The organism is Mesorhizobium sp. WSM4814 (genome assembly GCF_055811595.1).
Map to the genome: position 1 here is coordinate 111863 of NZ_JBVVQT010000008.1, position 19161 is coordinate 131023.

A 19161-nucleotide genomic window follows, 5' to 3' on the forward strand; every position below is an offset into this window, starting at 1 on the left:
GACGGGCTGGTTTCCGGCCAGGTCGAGAAGCTGGCCGAAGGCCGCGACATCCTCAGACGTGCGCTGGAAGCAGACCTCAACACCATCAAGGGTGTCGTCGCCGACCAGTCTCAGCAGCTGACCGACAATCGCGCAGAGTTTGCGCGGGCGCTGGAGGCCGACCTCGGCAGCGTCAACGGTCTTGTGAACAGCCACGCCGAGAAGCTCATCCAGGACCGCTCGATCCTGTCCAAGGCGCTCGAGGACGATCTCGCCAAGCTGGCGGAAAGCCGGTCGAGCATCGACGGGCTGGTTTCCGGCCAGGTCGAGAAGCTGGCCGAAGGCCGCGACATCCTCAGACGTGCGCTGGAAGCAGACCTGCAGAAAATTGCAGCGAGCCGCAGCGACATAGACGACATCATCGCCGGGCACGTCGGCAAGCTGACCGAAGGCCGCGACGCGCTGACCCGTGCGCTGGAGGACGACCTCTCCAAGCTCGCCGACACGCGCAAGGAAGTCGACCGTTCCCTGTCCGGCCATATCGACCAGATCGCCGCCAGGAGCACCGACATCTCGGACGCCATTGCCGCCGACGTCGAAAAGATCGAGCAGGCGTTCAGCCGCCAGACCGGCATCATCGAGGAGCGTGCCGGGACCATGGAGCGCGCGCTGTCGACCGGCGTCGACAACGTCCGCAACGTGCTCGAAAAGAGCGCCGTCTTCGTTGCCGGAGCGCTGCGCGAAAAGGTCATGGAAGTCACCAGCGCACTGCATGAGCAGGCAGGCGCGGCTTTCAGTGACGCCGATCGCAAGATCGCCGAACGGGCGGAGCAGACCTCTGCTGCCCTGCTCGCCAGGGCGGAGGATATCGCACGCACCTTCGAGGAAGCGGATCGCCGCCTCGCCGCACGTGCCGAAGACACGTCAAGCGCGCTCGTTGCCCGGGCGGAGGGTGCATCGAGCGCAATCATGGCCCGCGTCGACGACACCTCGAACTCGTTGCTGGCGCGCGCCCAGGAGACGGCCGACCAGCTGGCTGCCCGTGCCAGCGAGATCGCCGGTACATTCGATGCGGCGGACCAGAAGCTGGTTGCCCGCGCGGTCGAAACGGCGCAGTCGCTGGCGGAACGCGCCGGCGACATCCTGCGCAATTTCGAAGGCGCCGACGAACGGCTCAGCGTGCGCATCGGCGAATCGGCCGAAGCGCTCGCAACGCGCGCATCGGACCTCGGCCGCATTTTCGATGCCGCCGACCAGCAGCTGATCTCGCGCATCGCGGAAGGTTCGGAAGCGCTGTCGGCCCGCGCGTCCGAGATCGGCCGCATCTTCGATGAGGCGGATCACCGCCTGGTGTCGCGTATCGCCGACAGCACGTCGACGATCGGAGAACATGCCGACAACATCGTCGGGGCCTTCGCCAGCACCGAGCAGCGGGTTGCCGAACGTGCAAAGCAGACCGGGCAGGACCTGGCCGTCCACGCCCGTGAGATCGAGCAGGCGCTCGCCGGCGCCGACGAGCGCCTGGCCTCCAGCGCGGCGGCCGCGGCGGCTCGCGTCGAGGAACAGGTTGCCGGCGTCGAAAACCGTCTGGTCAACACCACCGAAACGATAGGCCAGAAGCTCAACGAGCAGGTTTCGACCGCTGAGGCGCAGCTCATTTCGCGCGCCAACTCGATCGCCGAAACCTTCACTGCGGTCGGCCAGCATATCGGCCAGAGCACCAACGACGCCGCCAAGACCATCGGCACCAACACCCGCGAACTCAACACCATGCTTGCGGCACGTTCGGCCGAGATCTCGAAAATCCTCGATGAAACGGCTCGGCCCCTGGTCGAGCGCTTCGCCCACGGCGGCTCGGAACTGCAAAAGAGCATGGAAGAGGTGACCGAACGCGCCACCGAGAAGCTGCGCAGCGAAAACGCCGCCTTGGTCGACGCGCTCGCCAGCCGCACGGCCGAAACATTGTCGGCCGTCGAAGGGGCGCGCTCGACGCTCGCCGACAGCGTCGCCGACCTCATCGGCCGCATGAGCACCTCGAGCGCACAGCTCGGCCAGCTGATCGAACAGGCGGCGGCCAATCTCGGCCAGGTCGACGAACGCCTGACCGGCAGCACGCAAAGCTTTGCGGCGACAACGGAAAAAGCCGCGCAGACTTTCGCCAGCTCGGCGCGTCTGGTCGATTCGAATACGACACGGCTTACCGAGCTGTCGTCCTCGACCTTGCGCGAGGTTGCCTCGATCGCCACCAAGTTCGACGAGCACAGCCGATTGCTGTCGAGTGCTTCGGACCTGTTGAGTTCGGCCCAGAGCAACCTCGAACACACGCTGGAAAGGCAGTCGTCGCTGGAGGACCTCGCCGTCGGCCTGGTCAAGAAGTCGGAGGATCTCGAAAAAGTCATGCGCTCGTTCGAGGGTCTGGTCGGCCAGACGTTGCAGAACGCCGAAGGCAAGACGCTGGAGTCGGCGGACAAGATCCGTACCTCCATTGCCGACGTCGTCGATTCGGCAACCAAGCGCTTTGCCGACGCGACCGAGGAGATGCGACGCACCGCCAGCTCGATCAAGAGCGAGCTCGACCTTACCCGCGCCGAGCTCAAGAAGGGTGTCATCGAGATGCCGGAAGAGGCAAAGGAATCGACCACGGCCATCCGCCGTGCCGTTTCCGAGCAGATCAACGCCCTAAAGGAACTCTCTGATATCGTTGCGAAATCTGGCCGCAGCACCGACTCCTCGGAGCCGCGCAACCTGCGCCCGGCACAACAGGCGCCTGCCCAGCGCGCGACTGAGCCGCTGCGCCGGCCTCCGGCCCCGGAACCTCTTGCCCCGCAGGCGCCGTCGGGTGACACCGCACTGCGCGGCGACCTGGAACGGCCGCCGGAGACGGCGCCGCGCCAGCGCGACCCGAATGGCCGCGCGCCGCAGGGCGGCTGGGTGCGCGATCTCCTGACCGGGGCATCGCGCGAAGAGGCCGCCAAGCCCGCGGCACCTTCGGAAGCGCCACGCTCGGCAGCCCCTGCCCAGCGCTCGCCGCTTCATGTCGTGGAGTCGCTCAACTCGCTTTCCGTCGACATCGCCCGCGCCATCGATCACGACGCCTCGATCGAACTGTGGAACCGCTACCGGAGCGGCGAGCGTGACGTGTTTACCCGACGTCTCTACACGCTGAAGGGACAGCAGACGTTCGACGAGATCCGCCGCAAATATCAGATGGAGGCGGAATTCCGCGCCGCCGTCGACCGTTACTGCGATGACTTCGAAAAGCTGCTCAAGGACGTCTCGCGCAACGACCGCGACAACATGATGGCGCAGACCTACCTGACCTCGGACACCGGCAAGGTCTATACGATGCTTGCCCACGCCAGTGGCCGCCTGCATTGATCAGACGATAAGCGAACAGAAAAAGGCGGGAAACTCCGCCTTTTAGGGCAATCGCTTCGGATTTGAATTTCACACCGTTACCGGCGTGGGGGGGGGGGCCCCGCCCCCCCCCCCCCCCGCCCAAGAATGGCCCGCGGGGGGGGGCTTCCCCCCCTCGGCGCCCCCCCCCGGGGGCCGCGTGACTGCATCACACCAAACCCAAACCCAAAACGCCGGCAACCACCCCATTTTAGGCCAAGCGCGGCGTAGTACATTTCCCCCCCGTCACCGCCGGCGGCGCGCCCCCGGGGGGGGCCCCGACTGCGACAATTGAGTGCCCGGCTGAGGTCAGATCACCGCATCGGTCCAGCGGACGATGTCCTTGGCGGCATCGCCGAACGCCCTGTCGAGCGCGTCGACATAGGCCTGGTTGCCGCTGCCCGAGACGGGCGCGGTCGCGTTGAAGCTCTTGGAGGCACGCACCTCGCCATTGCGGTCGTTCAATATCCGCACGAACAGCTCGACCTCGGCATGTTGGCCGCCGTCGACGCGGACTTCGAAGGAACGAACCTCGACGATCACCTGATAGTCGATCGCCAGGCCCTCGCCCGGCTTTCCGACGCCGGCGAAACTGCCCGAGCGCTGGAATGTCTCGGCTAGCCGCGCCTGCACGATCAGCGGCAGCCGGTCGGCCCATTGCGCTCCCTTGAGGTACTGGATCGAGCGCACCGACGGCTTGATGACGATGTTCTGGCTGTCCAGCGCCTTGAGCGCGGAAGGCTGGGCGATGAGGATCTGTTGGCGGCCGCGGCCGCGCGCATCGAGCGACGGCGCCGACAGTTCGAATGTGTCCAGGGGCGTCGGCCCGCCGCCCGGCAAAAACGCGCAGCCGGCCAGCGAAAGCGCAAGCAATGCCACACCCGCAGTGGGCCCGCCCGCTTTGACCTCGCCCAATCTAAGCACGCCCAATTTAAGCACGACCGACTTCACACGCGATCCCCGTTGTCCCCGAATCGAATGAGCAAATCGCATCCGCAGCGTACTTGCCTGCCGTTCTTGGGGCCGGCGAAAGCCGAAGTCAACGCCGCGCCCTGCCATCGAATTGCCGAACCTCGCCTTCGCCGCCTGACAGGATTCGCTGCGGATTGCGGCTGAGATCCGTCACCGCCTCTTCGATGCGGTTGATCGAACGACGGCTGTCCTGGACCAGCGCTTCGACGTCCTGCAGGCCCTGGCCGGAGAATCGCGCCAGATTGTTGGTGATGGTGCCGAGGCGGGCGTTCAGCGTGTCGGCAACCTGCTTGAACGATTTCAGCGTGTTCCTGGCATCGGCTATCATGCCGTCGGCCTGGCCTGAGCCGAGCAATGTATCGACCTTGACGAGAATGCCGTCGACACGCACCGAAGCGTCGTTGAGGCGCTCCGCGAGCTGCTGCGCGTCCTTGATCGTCTGGTCGATATCGTCGGCCCGGTTGGCGAATTTGTTGGTCACCTTGGCGATGTCTGCGGCAGCCTCGTTGGCGTTTTCGCTGGCCTTCTGGATGTTGGCCAGCGCGGTGCGGACCTGTGCCGGATCGATGCCGTCGAGAACGCCGTCGACCTTGGCCAGCGTGCCTTGCGTCCTTTGGGCGAAATCGTTGATCGACCCCACCGCGGTGTCGACATTCCTGACGACTGTATCGAACTGCTTGCTGGTTTCCTTCAGGTTCTCGGTCACCGTATCGACGTTGGCGACAATACTCTTGATCTGATCCTTGTCGACGGCGTTGAGCAGCCCTTCCGCCGCCTTCAGCGTGCCGTCAAGCTTGCCCGAGACGCCCCTCAGTTCCTCCGACAGCGAACTGACGCTGGCGAGGAATTTGTCGATGCCGTCAGAGTTCTTGGCCAGCGCATCGGAGAAGGTCTGCACATTGTTGACGGTCTGCGTCAGCGGCCCGCGAACGTCGCTGGTGAAGCCTTCGAGCTGGGAGAGAACCGTATCGGCGCGGGTGAAGATGTTCTGCGCCGTCTGCAACAGGTTGGTGACCGCCGACGGGTTGGCGACGATCTCGGCGACGCGGCCCTCCTGCTCCGCCTGGTCGAGAAGGTTGACCTCCTTGGGGTCAGCGCCCCTGAGCTCGATACTCGCTTGGCCGGCGAGGCTGACGATCCCGATATCGGCCTGCGTCGATTTGGTGATCGGCGTCGTGCGGCCTACTTCGGCTTCGGCTATGGCGTCGTTCGGATTAGCGGGGTCGATATAGACGCGCCTGACATCCCCGACCCTGACGCCGTTGAACAGCACGAAACTGCCGCGGCCGAGGCCGGAAGCCGATCCCGGAATGCGCACCCGCAGCATCGCCGTCTCACCCCTGTCGCCGATCGCGGCCGTCCAATAGACGAACGCGAATGCCGCCAGGATCGCGGCTAGCGTGAAAATGCCGACAATGACGTAGTTGGCTCTGGTTTCCATTTATCCACTTATGGCTACGCGCGGGCCGCAAGATCAAGTTGCCGCGCACGTTTTCCGCGAAAATAGGATTTCACCCAGGGTTCCTCGCTCTTAAGCATGTCGTCGATCGTGCCTTCGACCAGCACTTTCTTGTTGCCGAGCACGGCCACCCGATCACAAGCGGTGAACAGCGTGTCGAGATCGTGCGTGACCATGTATACGGTCAGATCCATGGTATCGCGCAGCTTGACGACCAGTTCGTCGAACTCAGCCGCGCTGATCGGATCGAGGCCGGATGTCGGCTCGTCCAGGAACACGATCTCGGGGTCGAGCGCCAGCGCGCGCGCCAGCGCCGCACGCTTGATCATGCCGCCGGAAAGCTCGGACGGGAATTTCTGCGCCGCATCCGGCGGCAACCCGACCAGTTCGACCTTGAGCATCGCCAACTCGTCCATCAGCTTTTTCGGCAGATCGAGATATTCGCGCATCGGCACCTGCACGTTTTCGAGCACCGTGAGCGCCGAAAACAGCGCGCCGTGCTGAAAGAGGACGCCAAGGCGCATGTCGATGCGAAGGCGCTCCCTCTCGCTCGCCTTTTCGACATCGACGCCGAACAGCTTGATCGTTCCCGACTGCTTGTGCACCAGGCCGAGAATGGTGCGCAGCAGAACCGACTTGCCGGCGCCCGGGGCGCCGCCGCACCCGAGAAATTAGCCCCGCCGGATATGGAGCGACAATTTGTCGAGAATGACCTTGTCGCCGAAGGAGACGGTGACGTCGTGCACAGAAAGCACGATCTCGTCCTCGTCGGCCCTTTGCGTAGTCGTGGTCGGCTTTGTGCCAAGCAGCGCCATGTCAGAACTCGATCGCTGCGTAGAACATGGCGAAAAGCCCGTCGAGGATAATCACCACGAAGATCGACTTCACCACCGAAGCAGTCACGTGCTGCCCGAGCGATTCGGCGCTGCCGCCGACCTTCATGCCTTCGACCGAGGCGATCGTGCCGATGATCATGGCCATGAACGGCGCCTTGATCAGCCCGGCAAAGATGGTGCTGAGATCGATGGCAACGCGCAGCCGGTCGATGAAGGCGGCCGGTGCGATGTCGGAGTAGAGCCATGCCGCCAGTATGCCGCCGCCGAGTGCGGCGAAATTGGCAATGATCGTCAGGCAAGGCAGTGCGATCACCAGCGCGACCAGCCGCGGAAACACCAGAACGCCGATCGGATTGAGCCCGATGACCTTCAGCGCGTCGACCTCCTCGCGCATTTTCATCGAGCCGATTTCAGCCGTGATGGCGCTGCCCGAACGGCCGGCGATCATGATCGCAGTCATCAGCACGCCGAGCTCGCGCAGGATCAGCACGCCGACAAGGTCGACGACGAAGATATCGGCGCCGAAATAGCTGAGCTGATAGGCGCCTTGCTGGGCGACGATCGCCCCGACGATGGCCGACATCAGCACAACCACCGGGATGGCGCCGACGCCCATGCGGTCCATCTGGTTGAAGATCGCCGCCGGATTGACCGCATGGCCGCGGCCAAGCTTCATCTGCGCGCCGCGTATCGTGGCGCCCAGTATGTTCATCGCGGCCAGGAAATCGTCACGCATCTCATAGACGCGGCGGCCAACCGCCTCGAGCGCGCGAATGACGATGTTCGGCGGCCCAACGATGCCGGAATCAGGTTCGCGTCGAACGGCGTCGCCGACGGCGCCGAGCAGGATCGAGGCAACCTCGCTTTGCCCCTGCATCGTGATTTTCACACCCTGCTTTTCGAAGGCGCTAACCAGACGGTCGATCACCCAAGCCCCGGCGGTGTCCATCTTCTCGATATGCGAGAGGTCGAGCGCCAATGTCTGAAAGCCGCTGCGTTGCTCGATCTTGCGCATCTCGGCATCGACGAGCGCCACGGTGCGTGTCGTCCAGGTCCCGGAGAAAGCGCAGCCGAGGACGCCGCCGTCCTCGCCGACCACAACGCGCGGCTGGTGGTCGGCCTCCTTGGCGGTCGTGCCGCTTGCGTCGCGTTTGCGGATCGTCAACATGGCGTCCTGTTTAGCCTGGCGGGCCGATCTGTTTAACCTGACAGAACCCACCTGTCGATTTGCCGACAAGCTTGTTGTCGCACAGCCGGAGCAGAAAAATATGGCGCGTGTCATTTCGGTCGAGTCCGAGCGCTTTCCTATCGCCGGGACCTTCACCATCTCGCGCGGTTCGAAAACCGAAGCCGAGGTCGTCACAGTGACGATCCGCGAGGACGGCCAGAACGGGCGCGGCGAATGCGTCCCCTACAAACGCTATGGCGAAACCATCGAGGGTGTGCGCGATGCGATCGAGGCGATGCGGGAGCAGATTGCGGGCGGCGTCAGCCGGGCCGCGCTGCTCGACGTCATGCCGGCCGGCGCGGCGCGCAACGCCGTCGACTGCGCGCTATGGGACCTGGAGGCGAAGATCGCAGGCAAGCCGGTGGCTTCCAGCATCTGCACGGCGCCGCCGAGGGCGCTCGAAACGGCTTACACGCTGTCGCTCGGCGAGCCCGAAGCCATGGCAGCCCAGGCCCGCGCCAATGCCCTGCGCCCGCTTCTCAAGGTCAAGATCGGCGGCGACAACGACATGGCCCGCATCCGCGCGGTCAGGGAGGCGGCACCGGCGAGCCGCATCATCCTGGACGCCAATGAGGGCTGGAGCGACGGCAACATCGTTGCAAACCTGGCCTTTGCCGCCGAGCACGACATCGCGCTGATCGAACAGCCGCTGCCGGCGGGCCGTGACGGCATCCTTCGCCACATCGCCCATCCGGTGCCGATCTGCGCCGATGAAAGCCTGCATGAGGCCAAAAACCTTGCCTCACTGGTCGGCCTTTACGATACGGTCAACATCAAGCTCGACAAGTCGGGCGGCTTGACCGCTGCCCTCGTCCTTCGCGATCGCGCCCGCGAACTGGGTTTTGGCGTCATGGTCGGTTGCATGGTCGGCACGTCACTGGCCATGGCGCCGGCCGTGCTGTTGGCCCAGGATGCCGATTTCGTCGATCTCGACGGTCCGCTGCTGCTGGCCCGCGACCGTGCGCCTGGCCTTGTCTACCAAGGTTCGCTGGTGTCACCGCCCGATCCGGCGCTGTGGGGCTGAACGCGCCGCAAGCCCGATCAGCACAAGGCCGACCAGGGCGATCGGGATCATGGCAAAAAAGCCGTCGACGCCGAGGCGGTCGTAAAGCGGGCCGCACAGGAGCGTCACCACAGCGGTGAAAAAGCCGTTGGAGAAATAGGCGATGCCTTGCGCGGCCCCGGTGCGCTCCTCCGCGACCGTCTCGCCGATCATTTTCTGCAGGCCGATCAGCACCAGCGCCACCGAAACCGCGTGCAGCGTCTGGACTGCGAAGAACCCGCCTACGCCAAGGCCAAGCGGCCAGATCAAGGGAAAGGCAATCCAGCGCACGATCGCGCCTATTCCCGCCATCACCATGATCGATACGACCGAGAAGGAACCGAAAACCCGAGTAAAGATCATGAACATGCCGATCTCGGCCAGGACACCCCAACCCCAAAGCAGCCCGACAACAGAATCGCCGATGCCGACCGATTTCCAGTAGATCGAGACGAAGCCGTAGAAAAACGCGTGGCTGGCGGTGATGACGCCGACGCCGACGGAGAAATACAGGAAATAGCCGTTGAGGAGTTTTGGCGCCGACTGCTGGATGTCGGCAGCCGAAAGCGGCGAGGCACGGCGGGGACGGCCGAGCCGCGGCGCGATCAGTGCGACGACAAGTGCGGCGCCAAACGCCACGAAAATGATCACCGGAACTGCCTGGGCGCCGGTCGCCGACAGGATAAAACCGCCGGCAAGATTTGCGCACAGATAGGAGATCGATCCCCATTTGCGCATGTTGGCATAATTCGAGCCGAAGCGGCGCACCCCCGACAGCGCCAGCGAATCGGCGATCGGCGAATGCGGCGTCCAGGCGACAGTGAGCGCCAGCGAAACGGCCAGCACCATGGCATAGCTCGGCGTCAGGAAATAACCGGCGGACAGCGCCAACGATGCGGCCGTCAGCGCGACATAGACATGGGCGCGGTCGCTCGCCCTGTCGGCCAGTGCCGTAAGCAATGGCGTCGTCACCACGCGCAGGAACATCGGTGCCGCGAGAATGATCGCTATCTGCTCGGCATCAAAACCATTTGCCTGTAGCCACAGCGGAAAGTACGGCAAATGTATCCCGAGCGGCACGAAAAGCGTGAAGAAGATCAGGCCCATGCGCAGCTCGAACTGACGCGGCTTGACGAGTTGTTCGGGTGAAAGCGGCGGCAGGGAGGACATCAACAGGCAATCCGTCGGCGCAGCATTCGACCGGCCGGCCAAACAACGCAAGCCGATCCCATAACATGGCGAAAAAAGCGATGAAACCGCTGCGCTAAAGCGCGTCGCGTTTGACCGGCCTCATGCGACGCGCTTTAGGTTCTTGTTTATGCATGTCGTTATCGCAAAACCGCTGCACAGCCTCGTGTCAGGCCCGAGGGCATGCTTTTGCGCGACATGCATGAACGCATCATCGCGTCAGGCAGCCTGGACTGCCCTGCCCTTGATGGCGACGATGTCGATCGGCACCAGCACTTCGCCGCCGACCGGAACCTCCGGCAGGACATGCGCCCAGTGCAGGATCTCCATCTGGCCGTCGAAATGCTCGACCACCGCGGTGCAGCTCTCCACCCAGTCGCCGGTGTTGATGTACTGCACGTCCTCATAATTTTCGATCGCGGCATGGTGAATGTGGCCGCAGATCACGCCGTCGACATGCGAGCGGCGCGCTTCCTCGGTCAGCATGGTCTGGAACGAGCCGATGAAATTCACCGCCTTCTTGACGTTGACCTTGGCCCAGGACGAAAACGACCAGTATGGCAGGCCAAGCAGTTGGCGAAGCCGCGTCACCACGCGGTTGACCAGCATTGCCGCGTCATAGGCGTAGTCGCCGAGATAGGCCAGCCAGCGCGCATTGTGGACGACGGTGTCGAACTGGTCGCCATGGATGACGAGAAAGCGTTTGCCGTTGGCGGTCTCGTGGACGACGCGGTCGGCGACGACGATGCCGCCGAAATGCACGCCCTGGAACTGGCGCGCGAATTCGTCGTGATTGCCGGCGATGTAGGTGATACTGGCGCCCTTGCGCGCCTTGCGCAGCAATTTCTGGACGACGTCATTGTGGCTTTGCGGCCAGTGCCAGTTCCGTCTCAGCCGCCAGCCGTCGACGATGTCGCCGACGAGATAGATGATATCGGCGTCGTGATGGCGCAGGAAATCGATCAGGAACTCGGCCTTCGCCGCCTTCGATCCGAGATGGACGTCGGAGATGAACATGCTGCGGAATGTGCGGGGCTCTGCGCCAGGCATTGGATTCTCACCGTTGCTTCCGAACAGGCTATGCCTCGATTCATGCAACAACCGTATGACGGTTGCGATTGGTCCAGCCCCAAGAGTAGGTTGCGACCCCAATCAGAGGAGAAATCGCCATGGATCTCGGTATTCGCGGAAAAAGGGCCATCGTCTGTGCTTCGAGCAAGGGTCTTGGGCGCGGTTGCGCCATGGCGCTGGCCGAAGCCGGCTGCGACCTCGTCGTCAACGGGCGCAACGCCGACCAACTGGCCAAGACCGCCGCCGAACTGCGCGAAAGATTTGGCGTTGAGGTGACCGAGATCGTCGGCGACGTATCGAAGCTCGAGGTGCAGAAGGCGCTGCTTGCCGCCTGTCCCGATCCCGATATCCTCGTCAACAACAATGGCGGACCGCCGCTTCGCGATTTCCGCGAGCTCGACCGCGAAAAGATCCTCGAAGGCGTCACCCAGAACATGGTGACCCCGGTCGAGCTTGTTCAGGCTGTGATCGACGGCATGGCCGAGCGCGGCTTCGGCCGCATCGTCAACATCACCTCGCTGTCGGTCTATGTTCCCATTCCAGGCCTCGATCTGTCGTCCGGCGCGCGCGCCGGCCTGACTTCGTTCCTGGCCGGCGTCGCGCGGACGGTGATCGACCGCAATGTGACGATCAACAACATGCTGCCGGGCAAGCTCGACACCGACCGGCTGCGTCCCCCGCAGGAAGCCGGCACCCCGGAAGATCCGGCTGCCGCCGCCGCACGCAAGGCCCAGGCAGCAGTCAACGTTCCGGCCAAGCGGCTCGGCACGCCGGAGGAATTCGGCCAGATCTGCGCCTTCCTGTGCTCGGTTCATGCCGGCTACCTGACCGGGCAGAACATACCGGTCGATGGCGGCCTCTACGTCAGCGCGTTTTAGTGGCAGAATCCAAGGTTGATAGCGGCTGGGAGCGGCGAGAAAAGGATGTTTTTCCGACCGTCTTTCACGACGGATCCCGAGGCTTGCTGCGGCCGCCCCTGATCCGCCTCCACGCTCTGATGAGAGTGCGACTAGTCTCGCCCCATCAGCGTTTTGATCAGCGTCTCGGCGAGCCAGCTTTCATATTCGTCCGAAGACCAACCCCGCTCCAACACGAGCATGCGATATACGTCGCGGCCGGTATACATCCATAGGATGTCGCGCACGCGGGCCAAGCCGAGTTGGCGCGCGACAGTGACGGATGCGACGAGAAGGTTGGCACGCGCTTCCTGGAGTTTGAAGCGGACGGTCTCCAACTCCGTCTCGATCGCCTTCAGCTCGGGAGACAGGGCCGAGACGCCTCGCATAAGGCCGATCTCCTCGCGTTCAGCATCAAGGATGACCCGAGAGATCGAGGCAGTAATACGCAGAATTTCCTCGGGGTCTCTCGCGTTCTCGACCTGCTTAGCTATCTCCGCATAGCGCGGGCCGAAGAAGGAACGCTCGACCACGGCTCTTAGAATGCCGATCTTCGACTGGAACAGGGCATAGACGGTCGGTGCCGAAACACCGGCGGCTGATGAGATGTCATTAATCGTGACCTTTTCCACTCCGCGCGCAGTAAAAAGCTCTTTCGCCACATCGAGAATGCGTTGGCGCGTGCCGGAAGCGCGCTCCGACCGCAACCGTGCGTCGTAGCGCCTGCGGGTCTTTGAATTGTCATTCATATTGGATATAGTAAGCTATACCCAATATAACCGCCAGATCATTGAATCAGTAGGCTGGAAGGAGGAGCAGCATGATCGAGTTTGTGCCGATAAACCTCTGGGGGATCGGAACTGCGGTACTCGCAGCCTGGGTCGTCGCTGGGCTTTGGTATTCGCCGCTGCTCTTCATCCGACCGTGGGCCGAGATGTCGGGCGTCGACGGCGTGAAATTCGCCGCCGGCCTGCGGCGGGCGATTGCGGTCGACCTTGCCTCGTTTGCGGTCATGGCGTTTATCCTCGATCAGGTACTTCAAGCCTGGGGCGCGCTGACGATCGTCTCGACCGTCCTCTGCACTTTCTTGCTCTGGCTCGGCTTCGTCGCTGTCACGCTGCTGCATTCGGTGACCTATGAGCACCGGCCTCTGCGCTATTATGCGATCAATGCCGGCTATCGCTTGGTCAGCATGGTGGCAATGGGTGTGATCCTGACCGTGTTACGGTAACAAAGGCGCTGTTGTCGACCTGTTCCAGGCATCCGGATTTGCTCGCACTGCGGCGCAAGTTGATCCAAAGGCGACCTTCCGGAACCGATTTTCCTTCCCGAAACCGGACTTTGAACGCAACCAGCGCTCATGACCCGAAGCGGCCAAATATCAGATGGAATATTCGACCATGTGCGGGGCAGCGCTAAAAGGTGACGAGCGGGTTTACGGCCGTGTCGCGATTCTAACGAAAAATTCCAAGCGCTGGCATTGGCACTTTATGGATGACGTGTGGCTGTTGCTGTCCGCCGGTTTTCTAGGCTTGATGAGAGGCTAGGTAAGCAAAATGAGCGATGTGGACGAACACCTCGATCTGACCATAAGGAGCCGATTTATCGTCCGAAAGTCTCAAAGACATCGGCTGCGCTGGCGAGGGGCCGGGTGTGGTGTTGAGCAGCGGGGCTATGATGGCCCCATCCTGCGCCGGCCGCCGCTACAGTGCATAGGGCCATTCGTCCGGCACGAAGCGATAGGCGTCGCCATCGCGCGCCACATGGCCGATGCCGGGGAACGGCAAATGCATGCCGGCGATCAGCATCCGGTCAGCAGCGACCCGGTCGAGCGTCCGCTTGCGCGTTTCGGTAGCCAGCTTGGAATCGACATCGAAGGCGATGCTCCAGTCCGGGCGCGCGAACTGGTAGGTCGCCATGTGCACGACATCGCCCCAGATGAACAGCGCCTCGCCGTCCGATTCCACGATGAAGCCGGCATGGCCCGGAGTGTGGCCGGGCAGCGGCACGGTGCGAATCGCGCCGACCGCCTCGCCCTCGCCACCCACCTGCCGCACGCGGTTCGCATAGGCGGCGGCGGCCTGGCGGGCGCCGATGAAGAACGGCCTTGCCCCATCCGGCGCCTGGTTCATGTTCGCGTCGTCATGCCAGAAAGCGTAATCGGCGGCGGTGACGACGAGCTCGGCATTGGGAAACAGCGCCTGGCCGGCGGGAGTCAGAACGCCGTTGATATGGTCGGGATGCATGTGGGTAATCAGCAATGTATCGATCTGGTCCGGAGAGACGCCGGCCGCCTCGATAGCGGCCGGAAGTCGGCCGAGTGACGGGCCCATGCTGTCCGACGTACCGGCGTCGACGAGCACCAGACGGTCGCCCAGATTGATAAGATAGGCATTGACCGGTGCGCGGCGCGGTCCGGGCTTCTGGAAGCTGGCCTCAGCCAGCCGCTCCGCATCGGCCTCAGCGAGCCCGATGACCAGCTCGGAACCAAGGTCGATATAGCCATCTAGTAGCGCCGTAACCTGGACCGATCCCACGTTGCGGCGCAGCGCGCCAAGCGTTGCGGCGTCGACCAGCGGCGCGCGGGCCACCGCCGGAACGGAGACATTGGCTAGGAGAGTGCCGCCGGTTAGGCCGGCACCGGCGAGAAAATGACGGCGGGAAAGCGGCATTGCATCGTCTTCAGTTGGGGATCTAGAGCTCCAGGCGGAGCAAGGCGGGTCTATGCCATAGGTTCAGCTTTTTGAACTTGCCAATTCCTTATATGTCTTATTACTCTTGTTTATTAATCACGACGGAGAGTTGCCATCATGGACCGCTTGACCGAGCTGACCAGCTTCGTACGCGCCTGCGATACCGCCAGCTTCTCGGCGGCAGCGCGCGAGTTGGGCTTGAGCCAGCCGGCCGTCAGCCAGCAGATCCGTGCACTGGAAACGCGTCTAGGCGTCCGGCTCTTTGACCGTACGACCCGCCATGTTTCGCCGACGGAAGCCGGCCGGCGTTATCTGGAGCGCGCCCGCGACATCATTGAGCGCCTCGAGGAGGCGGACCGCAGCGTCGGCTGCCTCGAATCGAAGATGTGCGGACGTCTTGCCGTCGGCGCGCCGGCCAGCTTCGGCGCCGGCGTGCTTGGCAGCTATCTGATCGAGTTCAAGCGCGCCTATCCGGAACTGTTGCTCGATGTGGCGCTGACCGACAGTTTCGTCGATGTGATCGCAGAGGGGCTCGACGTGGCGATCCGTATGGGGACCATCGATGACGACCGGCTGATCGTGCGCAAGCTCGGCGTGATCGGGCGCTGCCTCGCGGCGACGCCAGAGTATCTCGACCGCAGGGGCCGGCCGCGACGCCCGGAAGATCTCGCCGACCATGATTATCTGCTTTACGCCCACATCAGGAAGCGCGATGTCGTGCCGCTCACCGGCCCGGGCGGCGAAAAGGCCGAGGTGCGAATCCGGCCGGCCATGCGCTCCGACAATTCGCTGCTCAATCATCAGGCGTTGCTGTCCGGCGTCGGCATCGGCCTCGGGCACAGGGTGACACTCGATCCGCTCATCGCCGAAGGCTTGCTCGAACATGTGCTGCCGGACTGGCACTATGCGCCGCACCATGTGCATGCGGTCTATCCATCGAACCGCTTCATTCCGTTGAAGGTTAGGCGGTTCGTTGCCGGCTTCGCCGACCACCTCGCCGCGATGGGTGCGTTCATCGATGACAAAAAAGCATGTACATCCAAGGAAACGGCGCCGGCCCAGTGAAGTCTGACGTTTGTACGTGCAGGGAAATGGCGGAGACGGGGGAGTCGAGATGTGGCGCGGCGGAGATAGGCGTAGCCCCCGCAACCGCGCAGTGAGTAGCTGTCGGGTGGACGGTAGCCGCAAAAGCCTGGAGGCGGTCGACCTGACACCGTTGCGGCTGCTGCTCCCGCAGGACACATGAACTGCCCTTCATGGTCATTCCTCCTGCCGATCGAGAAACCGCTTCACGGCGCCGAGGAACACACCGCGCCCTGCCGCGTCGCGATCGAGATGCACGAAGTGGGTAGCGTCCGGGATGTTCAGGCGTTCCGCTTTTGGTGCTTCGTCCACAATTGCCTTCGCATCCTCCGGTCGGCTCCAGAAATCCCGTCCGGAACGGATGACGAGCACCGGCATGGTGAGCGCCGCCGCCGACCATTGCCGGCGATCGAAAGCGAGTTCGAAGCTGTCGGCCATGGCGCCGCTCGGTGACCGGAAACTCGGCGGCTGGCGCGTCGACGCCGTCTCGTCGGAGGCGAGTGCCGCATCACCATAGGCCGCGGCCACCGCGGGATCGCGCCACCGAGCCTTGTCCGCGACCGGGATGCTGTCGTCCCAGGCGGTGAACAGGCTCGGACGTGTATTCAGCCGATAACCGCCGAACGCATGCACATTGAACGTCCCAGGCCGATCCGGATTTTCGAGCGGCGAGCCGGTGCCAAGAGTGGGATGCTGGTCTGAGCCTCCATACAGGGTGTTGTAGAGGACGAGCCGATCAACCGTCTGCGGAAACCGGCTGGCATAGGCGCCGGCCCAATGCCCGCCGGTGGCCCAGCCGACGAGCCTGATCCTCGAAACGTCGCTCCATTTCGCGATGCCGTCGACCGCTGCGGAAATATCCGCCACGACGTCTTCGGTGCGCATCAGGGGAGCGGACTTGTCCGGCGGCCTGTCCATGGCCGCAGGACGGCTCGATGCGCCGTAGCCGCGAATATCCAGGACATAGACAAGGTGCCCGTCCGCCGCGAGGTCGGCGGCAAGCGATCCGCCCGCAACAGGCAGATCGAAGGACGCGACGCCGGGCACGCGTGCGCCATGGATGAGGAGGACGGCGGACTTGGGTTCGGACGCTGCGCCAGGACGGCGCACCTCCCGGACGAAGAGGCGCTCGCCCGTCGGCAGTTCGACGAACCTGTCGGCCCTGACGAGATCCGGCTCGCCTGCCGGGACTGGAGCCGCAGCCATCATGGCTGCGGCGAGCACAAGGGGAAAGGCGGTGAAATGGGACATGATGATATCTCCGATCGCAATCGCGTTTCGCAAAGATTGCCAGCTATTCGATATCTTATCGATGACGTATTTGAGCGCGTTTGATATCGTCAAGATATGGAACTTCGGCACTTGCGACATTTCCTCGCCGTTGCGGAGGAATTGCATATGGGGCGTGCCGCGCTGCGGCTGGCCATGGCGCAGCCTCCGCTTAGTCAATCGATCGGTCGCCTGGAGAAAGAACTCGGCGTCAAACTGTTCGAGCGGGCCAACCGCCGCCTGACCTTGACGCGCGCCGGCGCGGCCTTCGTGGAGGAGGCGCGGGCATCGGTACTGCACGCCGATGCGGCGCTTCACGTCGCCCGCGCAGCGCATGACGGCGAAGCTGGCGAGATCAGGATCGGCTTCGTGTCGGCGGCTCTGTACGAACATCTGCCGCATCTCCTATCCCGGCTTCGCGAGACATATCCGGACATCCATCCAAAGCTCATCGAGGTGTCCACCAATGAGCAGATTGCGGCGCTGTCGCGGAATGAGATCGACATCGGTTTCGTGCATCCACCGCTCGGTACTGACGAACGTCTCGACGTCCATGGCTATCCTGCTGAAGATCTTATCGCGGTTCTGCCTGATGACCGGCACACGCACGGGGTGACGCTGATGGACATCGCCCGCCACGGCCTCATCATGTTTCCGGCTGCACAAGGCCCGGCACTCCACGCCCGCATCATGGACACGTTCACCAAGGCCGGTCTCGAGGTGCGGATCGTCCAGGAGGCAGCGCGGGCACTGACCATGCTCTCGCTCGTAGCCGCCGGCTTTGGAGCGGCGCTGCTGCCACGATCGACCCAGCGCCTTGTGTTTCAGGGCGTCCGCTATGCAGCGATCGCAGACGTATCGCTGCCCGCCTGGCCACTTGCCGTGATCGCGAAACGGCGGCCACGGCCGGCGATTGTCGATAGCGTCTGGAAACTGCTTGAGGCTCGTTCAGACGTGAGTTGACCGCCCGCGACTGGACACGCCCGGCCGCGCGACGCGCTCGATGACATCCGCGCCGGCCGCGACAAGCAGGTGAGGATTTCAGCGCAGACAATCTGACATGGTATGGTTTTCCACGATCCTTCCCCCTAATGGCGGCTGCGTCATTTGGCATCGTGAAAAACCTGCGCTGCATGCTAAACCTCGACGCAGCCGCACTTTATTTCCACAAGCATCCACGCCCTGGAAAGCTTGAAATCCAGGCCAAAGCCGCTCGGCAACCAGCGCGACCTGGCGCTCGCCTATTCGCCCGGCGTGGCGGTGCCCTGTCTCGAAATCCGAGACTAGACGGCTGCCGTAAGTTCCTTGCATTGGCCCTCATTGCGTCTTACGTTTGGCGCATCGATCAAGTGAGGGTATGATAATGCCGGAGACTGCAACCCTGTCCTCGAAGTTCCAGATATCGATCCCCAAGGCGATCCGGACCGCCCAGCATTGGGAAGCGGGTTTGACCTTGGCCTTCATCCCGAAGGGAACGGGCGTGCTACTCGTCCCTGTGCCGAAGCGGGAAGCGCTGAAGGGGCTGGCGAAGGGCGCTTCGGCGACGGAATATCGCGACCGGTCGGACCGTTTCTGATGGTGCTCGTCGATACCTCGGCTTGGATCGAATGGCTGATAGGCTCTCCGACTGGAGAGCAGGTGGCAGAGCATCTGCCCGAGCGAGCCGACTGGCTCGTTCCGACCATTGTGCAGTTGGAACTCGCAAAATGGCTCACTCGCGAAGTAGGCGAAGACAAAGCCGATCAGACCATCGCCTTTACGCAGGTCTGTACGGTGGTCCCGCTTGACACGGAAATCGCCCTAGCGGCCGCCGAAGCCTGCCGGAAGCACAAATTGGCGACCGCAGATGCGATCATTTTCGCGACCGCTCGGGCGCATGACGCGACGCTCCTGACTTGCGACAAGCATTTCGAGAGCCTGCCAGTCGTCACCCTCATCGAAAAGATCTAGCGCTGACATTGTTGGGCCGCGGGGTGATGTCGGCTCCGGCAGTTCACGACCGAGGGCGTGTGAAAACTCGGCACGTCGGTCAAGACGTAGAATTTTCTC

At 63.3% G+C, this 19161-nt stretch carries 16 protein-coding genes and 2 pseudogenes; 9 read left to right on the forward strand and 9 right to left on the reverse strand.

Annotated elements, in window-relative coordinates:
• Nucleotides 1–3357, forward strand: a 3357-nt coding sequence (locus tag AC0L2V_RS15020) for a coiled-coil domain-containing protein (RefSeq protein ID WP_473520506.1), incomplete at its 5' end; no start/stop codon positions are given.
• 327 nt (nucleotides 3358–3684) lie between these two features.
• On the opposite strand, the gene AC0L2V_RS15025 is transcribed toward AC0L2V_RS15020, so the two are convergent.
• From AC0L2V_RS15025 to AC0L2V_RS15040, 4 genes and pseudogenes are all read right to left on the reverse strand, one after another.
• Nucleotides 3685–4368 (reverse strand): ABC-type transport auxiliary lipoprotein family protein, encoded by a 684-nt coding sequence (locus tag AC0L2V_RS15025; protein ID WP_473520507.1) that lies wholly within the window; start codon nucleotides 4366–4368, stop codon nucleotides 3685–3687.
• A gap of 46 nt (nucleotides 4369–4414) precedes the next feature.
• Nucleotides 4415–5788 carry an MlaD family protein gene (locus AC0L2V_RS15030; protein ID WP_473520508.1) on the reverse strand — a complete coding sequence of 458 codons (1374 nt, stop codon included), beginning with the start codon at nucleotides 5786–5788 and terminating at the stop codon, nucleotides 4415–4417.
• Nucleotides 5789–5802: 14 nt separating this feature from the next.
• Nucleotides 5803–6621, reverse strand: a pseudogene (locus AC0L2V_RS15035) (ABC transporter ATP-binding protein).
• Between the two features lies 1 nt (nucleotide 6622).
• Nucleotides 6623–7810: an ABC transporter permease gene (locus AC0L2V_RS15040; RefSeq protein ID WP_027155114.1), complete on the reverse strand. Its 1188-nt coding sequence runs from the start codon at nucleotides 7808–7810 to the stop codon at nucleotides 6623–6625.
• Between the two features lie 100 nt (nucleotides 7811–7910).
• Here AC0L2V_RS15040 and dgcA point away from each other — a divergent pair, with 100 nt between their 5' ends.
• Nucleotides 7911–8894 carry an N-acetyl-D-Glu racemase DgcA gene (gene dgcA, locus AC0L2V_RS15045; protein WP_473520509.1) on the forward strand — a complete coding sequence of 328 codons (984 nt, stop codon included), beginning with the start codon at nucleotides 7911–7913 and terminating at the stop codon, nucleotides 8892–8894.
• Here dgcA and AC0L2V_RS15050 read toward each other — a convergent pair.
• Together AC0L2V_RS15050 and AC0L2V_RS15055 are read right to left on the reverse strand one after the other, a co-directional pair.
• Nucleotides 8865–10082 carry an MFS transporter gene (locus AC0L2V_RS15050; protein ID WP_473520510.1) on the reverse strand — a complete coding sequence of 406 codons (1218 nt, stop codon included), beginning with the start codon at nucleotides 10080–10082 and terminating at the stop codon, nucleotides 8865–8867. The two genes, dgcA and AC0L2V_RS15050, sit on opposite strands and share 30 nt — an antisense overlap.
• 237 nt (nucleotides 10083–10319) lie before the next feature.
• Nucleotides 10320–11150 (reverse strand): UDP-2,3-diacylglucosamine diphosphatase, encoded by an 831-nt coding sequence (locus AC0L2V_RS15055; protein ID WP_473520511.1) that lies wholly within the window; start codon nucleotides 11148–11150, stop codon nucleotides 10320–10322.
• A gap of 119 nt (nucleotides 11151–11269) precedes the next feature.
• On the opposite strand from AC0L2V_RS15055, the gene AC0L2V_RS15060 reads away from it, so the two are divergent.
• Nucleotides 11270–12049 (forward strand): SDR family oxidoreductase, encoded by a 780-nt coding sequence (locus AC0L2V_RS15060; RefSeq protein ID WP_473520512.1) that lies wholly within the window; start codon nucleotides 11270–11272, stop codon nucleotides 12047–12049.
• Nucleotides 12050–12180: 131 nt separating this feature from the next.
• On the opposite strand, the gene AC0L2V_RS15065 is transcribed toward AC0L2V_RS15060, so the two are convergent.
• On the reverse strand, nucleotides 12181–12816 hold the full coding sequence (locus tag AC0L2V_RS15065) for a TetR/AcrR family transcriptional regulator (RefSeq protein ID WP_473520513.1): 636 nt from the start codon (nucleotides 12814–12816) through the stop codon (nucleotides 12181–12183).
• Nucleotides 12817–12887: 71 nt separating this feature from the next.
• Here AC0L2V_RS15065 and AC0L2V_RS15070 point away from each other — a divergent pair, with 71 nt between their 5' ends.
• Nucleotides 12888–13298, forward strand: a complete 411-nt coding sequence (locus AC0L2V_RS15070) for a DUF1761 domain-containing protein (RefSeq protein WP_473520514.1) — start codon at nucleotides 12888–12890, stop codon at nucleotides 13296–13298.
• Nucleotides 13299–13770: 472 nt separating this feature from the next.
• Here the strand turns inward: AC0L2V_RS15070 and AC0L2V_RS15075 are convergent, their stop codons facing one another.
• The gene (locus AC0L2V_RS15075; protein ID WP_473520515.1) at nucleotides 13771–14739 is read right to left on the reverse strand and encodes an MBL fold metallo-hydrolase; all 969 of its coding nucleotides are present in this window, start codon (nucleotides 14737–14739) and stop codon (nucleotides 13771–13773) included.
• Between the two features lie 138 nt (nucleotides 14740–14877).
• Here AC0L2V_RS15075 and AC0L2V_RS15080 point away from each other — a divergent pair, with 138 nt between their 5' ends.
• The gene (locus AC0L2V_RS15080) at nucleotides 14878–15825 is read left to right on the forward strand and encodes a LysR family transcriptional regulator (protein ID WP_473520516.1); all 948 of its coding nucleotides are present in this window, start codon (nucleotides 14878–14880) and stop codon (nucleotides 15823–15825) included.
• A gap of 195 nt (nucleotides 15826–16020) precedes the next feature.
• Here AC0L2V_RS15080 and AC0L2V_RS15085 read toward each other — a convergent pair whose 3' ends face one another.
• On the reverse strand, nucleotides 16021–17094 hold the full coding sequence (locus AC0L2V_RS15085; RefSeq protein ID WP_473520517.1) for an alpha/beta fold hydrolase: 1074 nt from the start codon (nucleotides 17092–17094) through the stop codon (nucleotides 16021–16023).
• Between the two features lie 96 nt (nucleotides 17095–17190).
• On the opposite strand from AC0L2V_RS15085, the gene AC0L2V_RS15090 reads away from it, so the two are divergent.
• The 4 genes and pseudogenes from AC0L2V_RS15090 to AC0L2V_RS15105 all read left to right on the forward strand — a co-directional run bounded on the left by AC0L2V_RS15090 (nucleotide 17191) and on the right by AC0L2V_RS15105 (nucleotide 19062).
• Nucleotides 17191–18075, forward strand: coding sequence for a LysR substrate-binding domain-containing protein (locus tag AC0L2V_RS15090; protein WP_473520518.1), 885 nt, complete (start codon nucleotides 17191–17193; stop codon nucleotides 18073–18075).
• A 128-nt stretch (nucleotides 18076–18203) separates the two neighbouring features.
• Nucleotides 18204–18396 (forward strand): annotated as a pseudogene (locus AC0L2V_RS15095) (hypothetical protein); the annotation flags it as partial.
• Nucleotides 18397–18469: 73 nt separating this feature from the next.
• Nucleotides 18470–18688: an AbrB/MazE/SpoVT family DNA-binding domain-containing protein gene (locus tag AC0L2V_RS15100; protein ID WP_268929459.1), complete on the forward strand. Its 219-nt coding sequence runs from the start codon at nucleotides 18470–18472 to the stop codon at nucleotides 18686–18688.
• Nucleotides 18688–19062 carry a type II toxin-antitoxin system VapC family toxin gene (locus tag AC0L2V_RS15105; protein ID WP_023801114.1) on the forward strand — a complete coding sequence of 125 codons (375 nt, stop codon included), beginning with the start codon at nucleotides 18688–18690 and terminating at the stop codon, nucleotides 19060–19062. Before AC0L2V_RS15100 ends, AC0L2V_RS15105 begins: the two co-directional genes overlap by 1 nt.
• Nucleotides 19063–19161 lie beyond the last annotated feature (99 nt).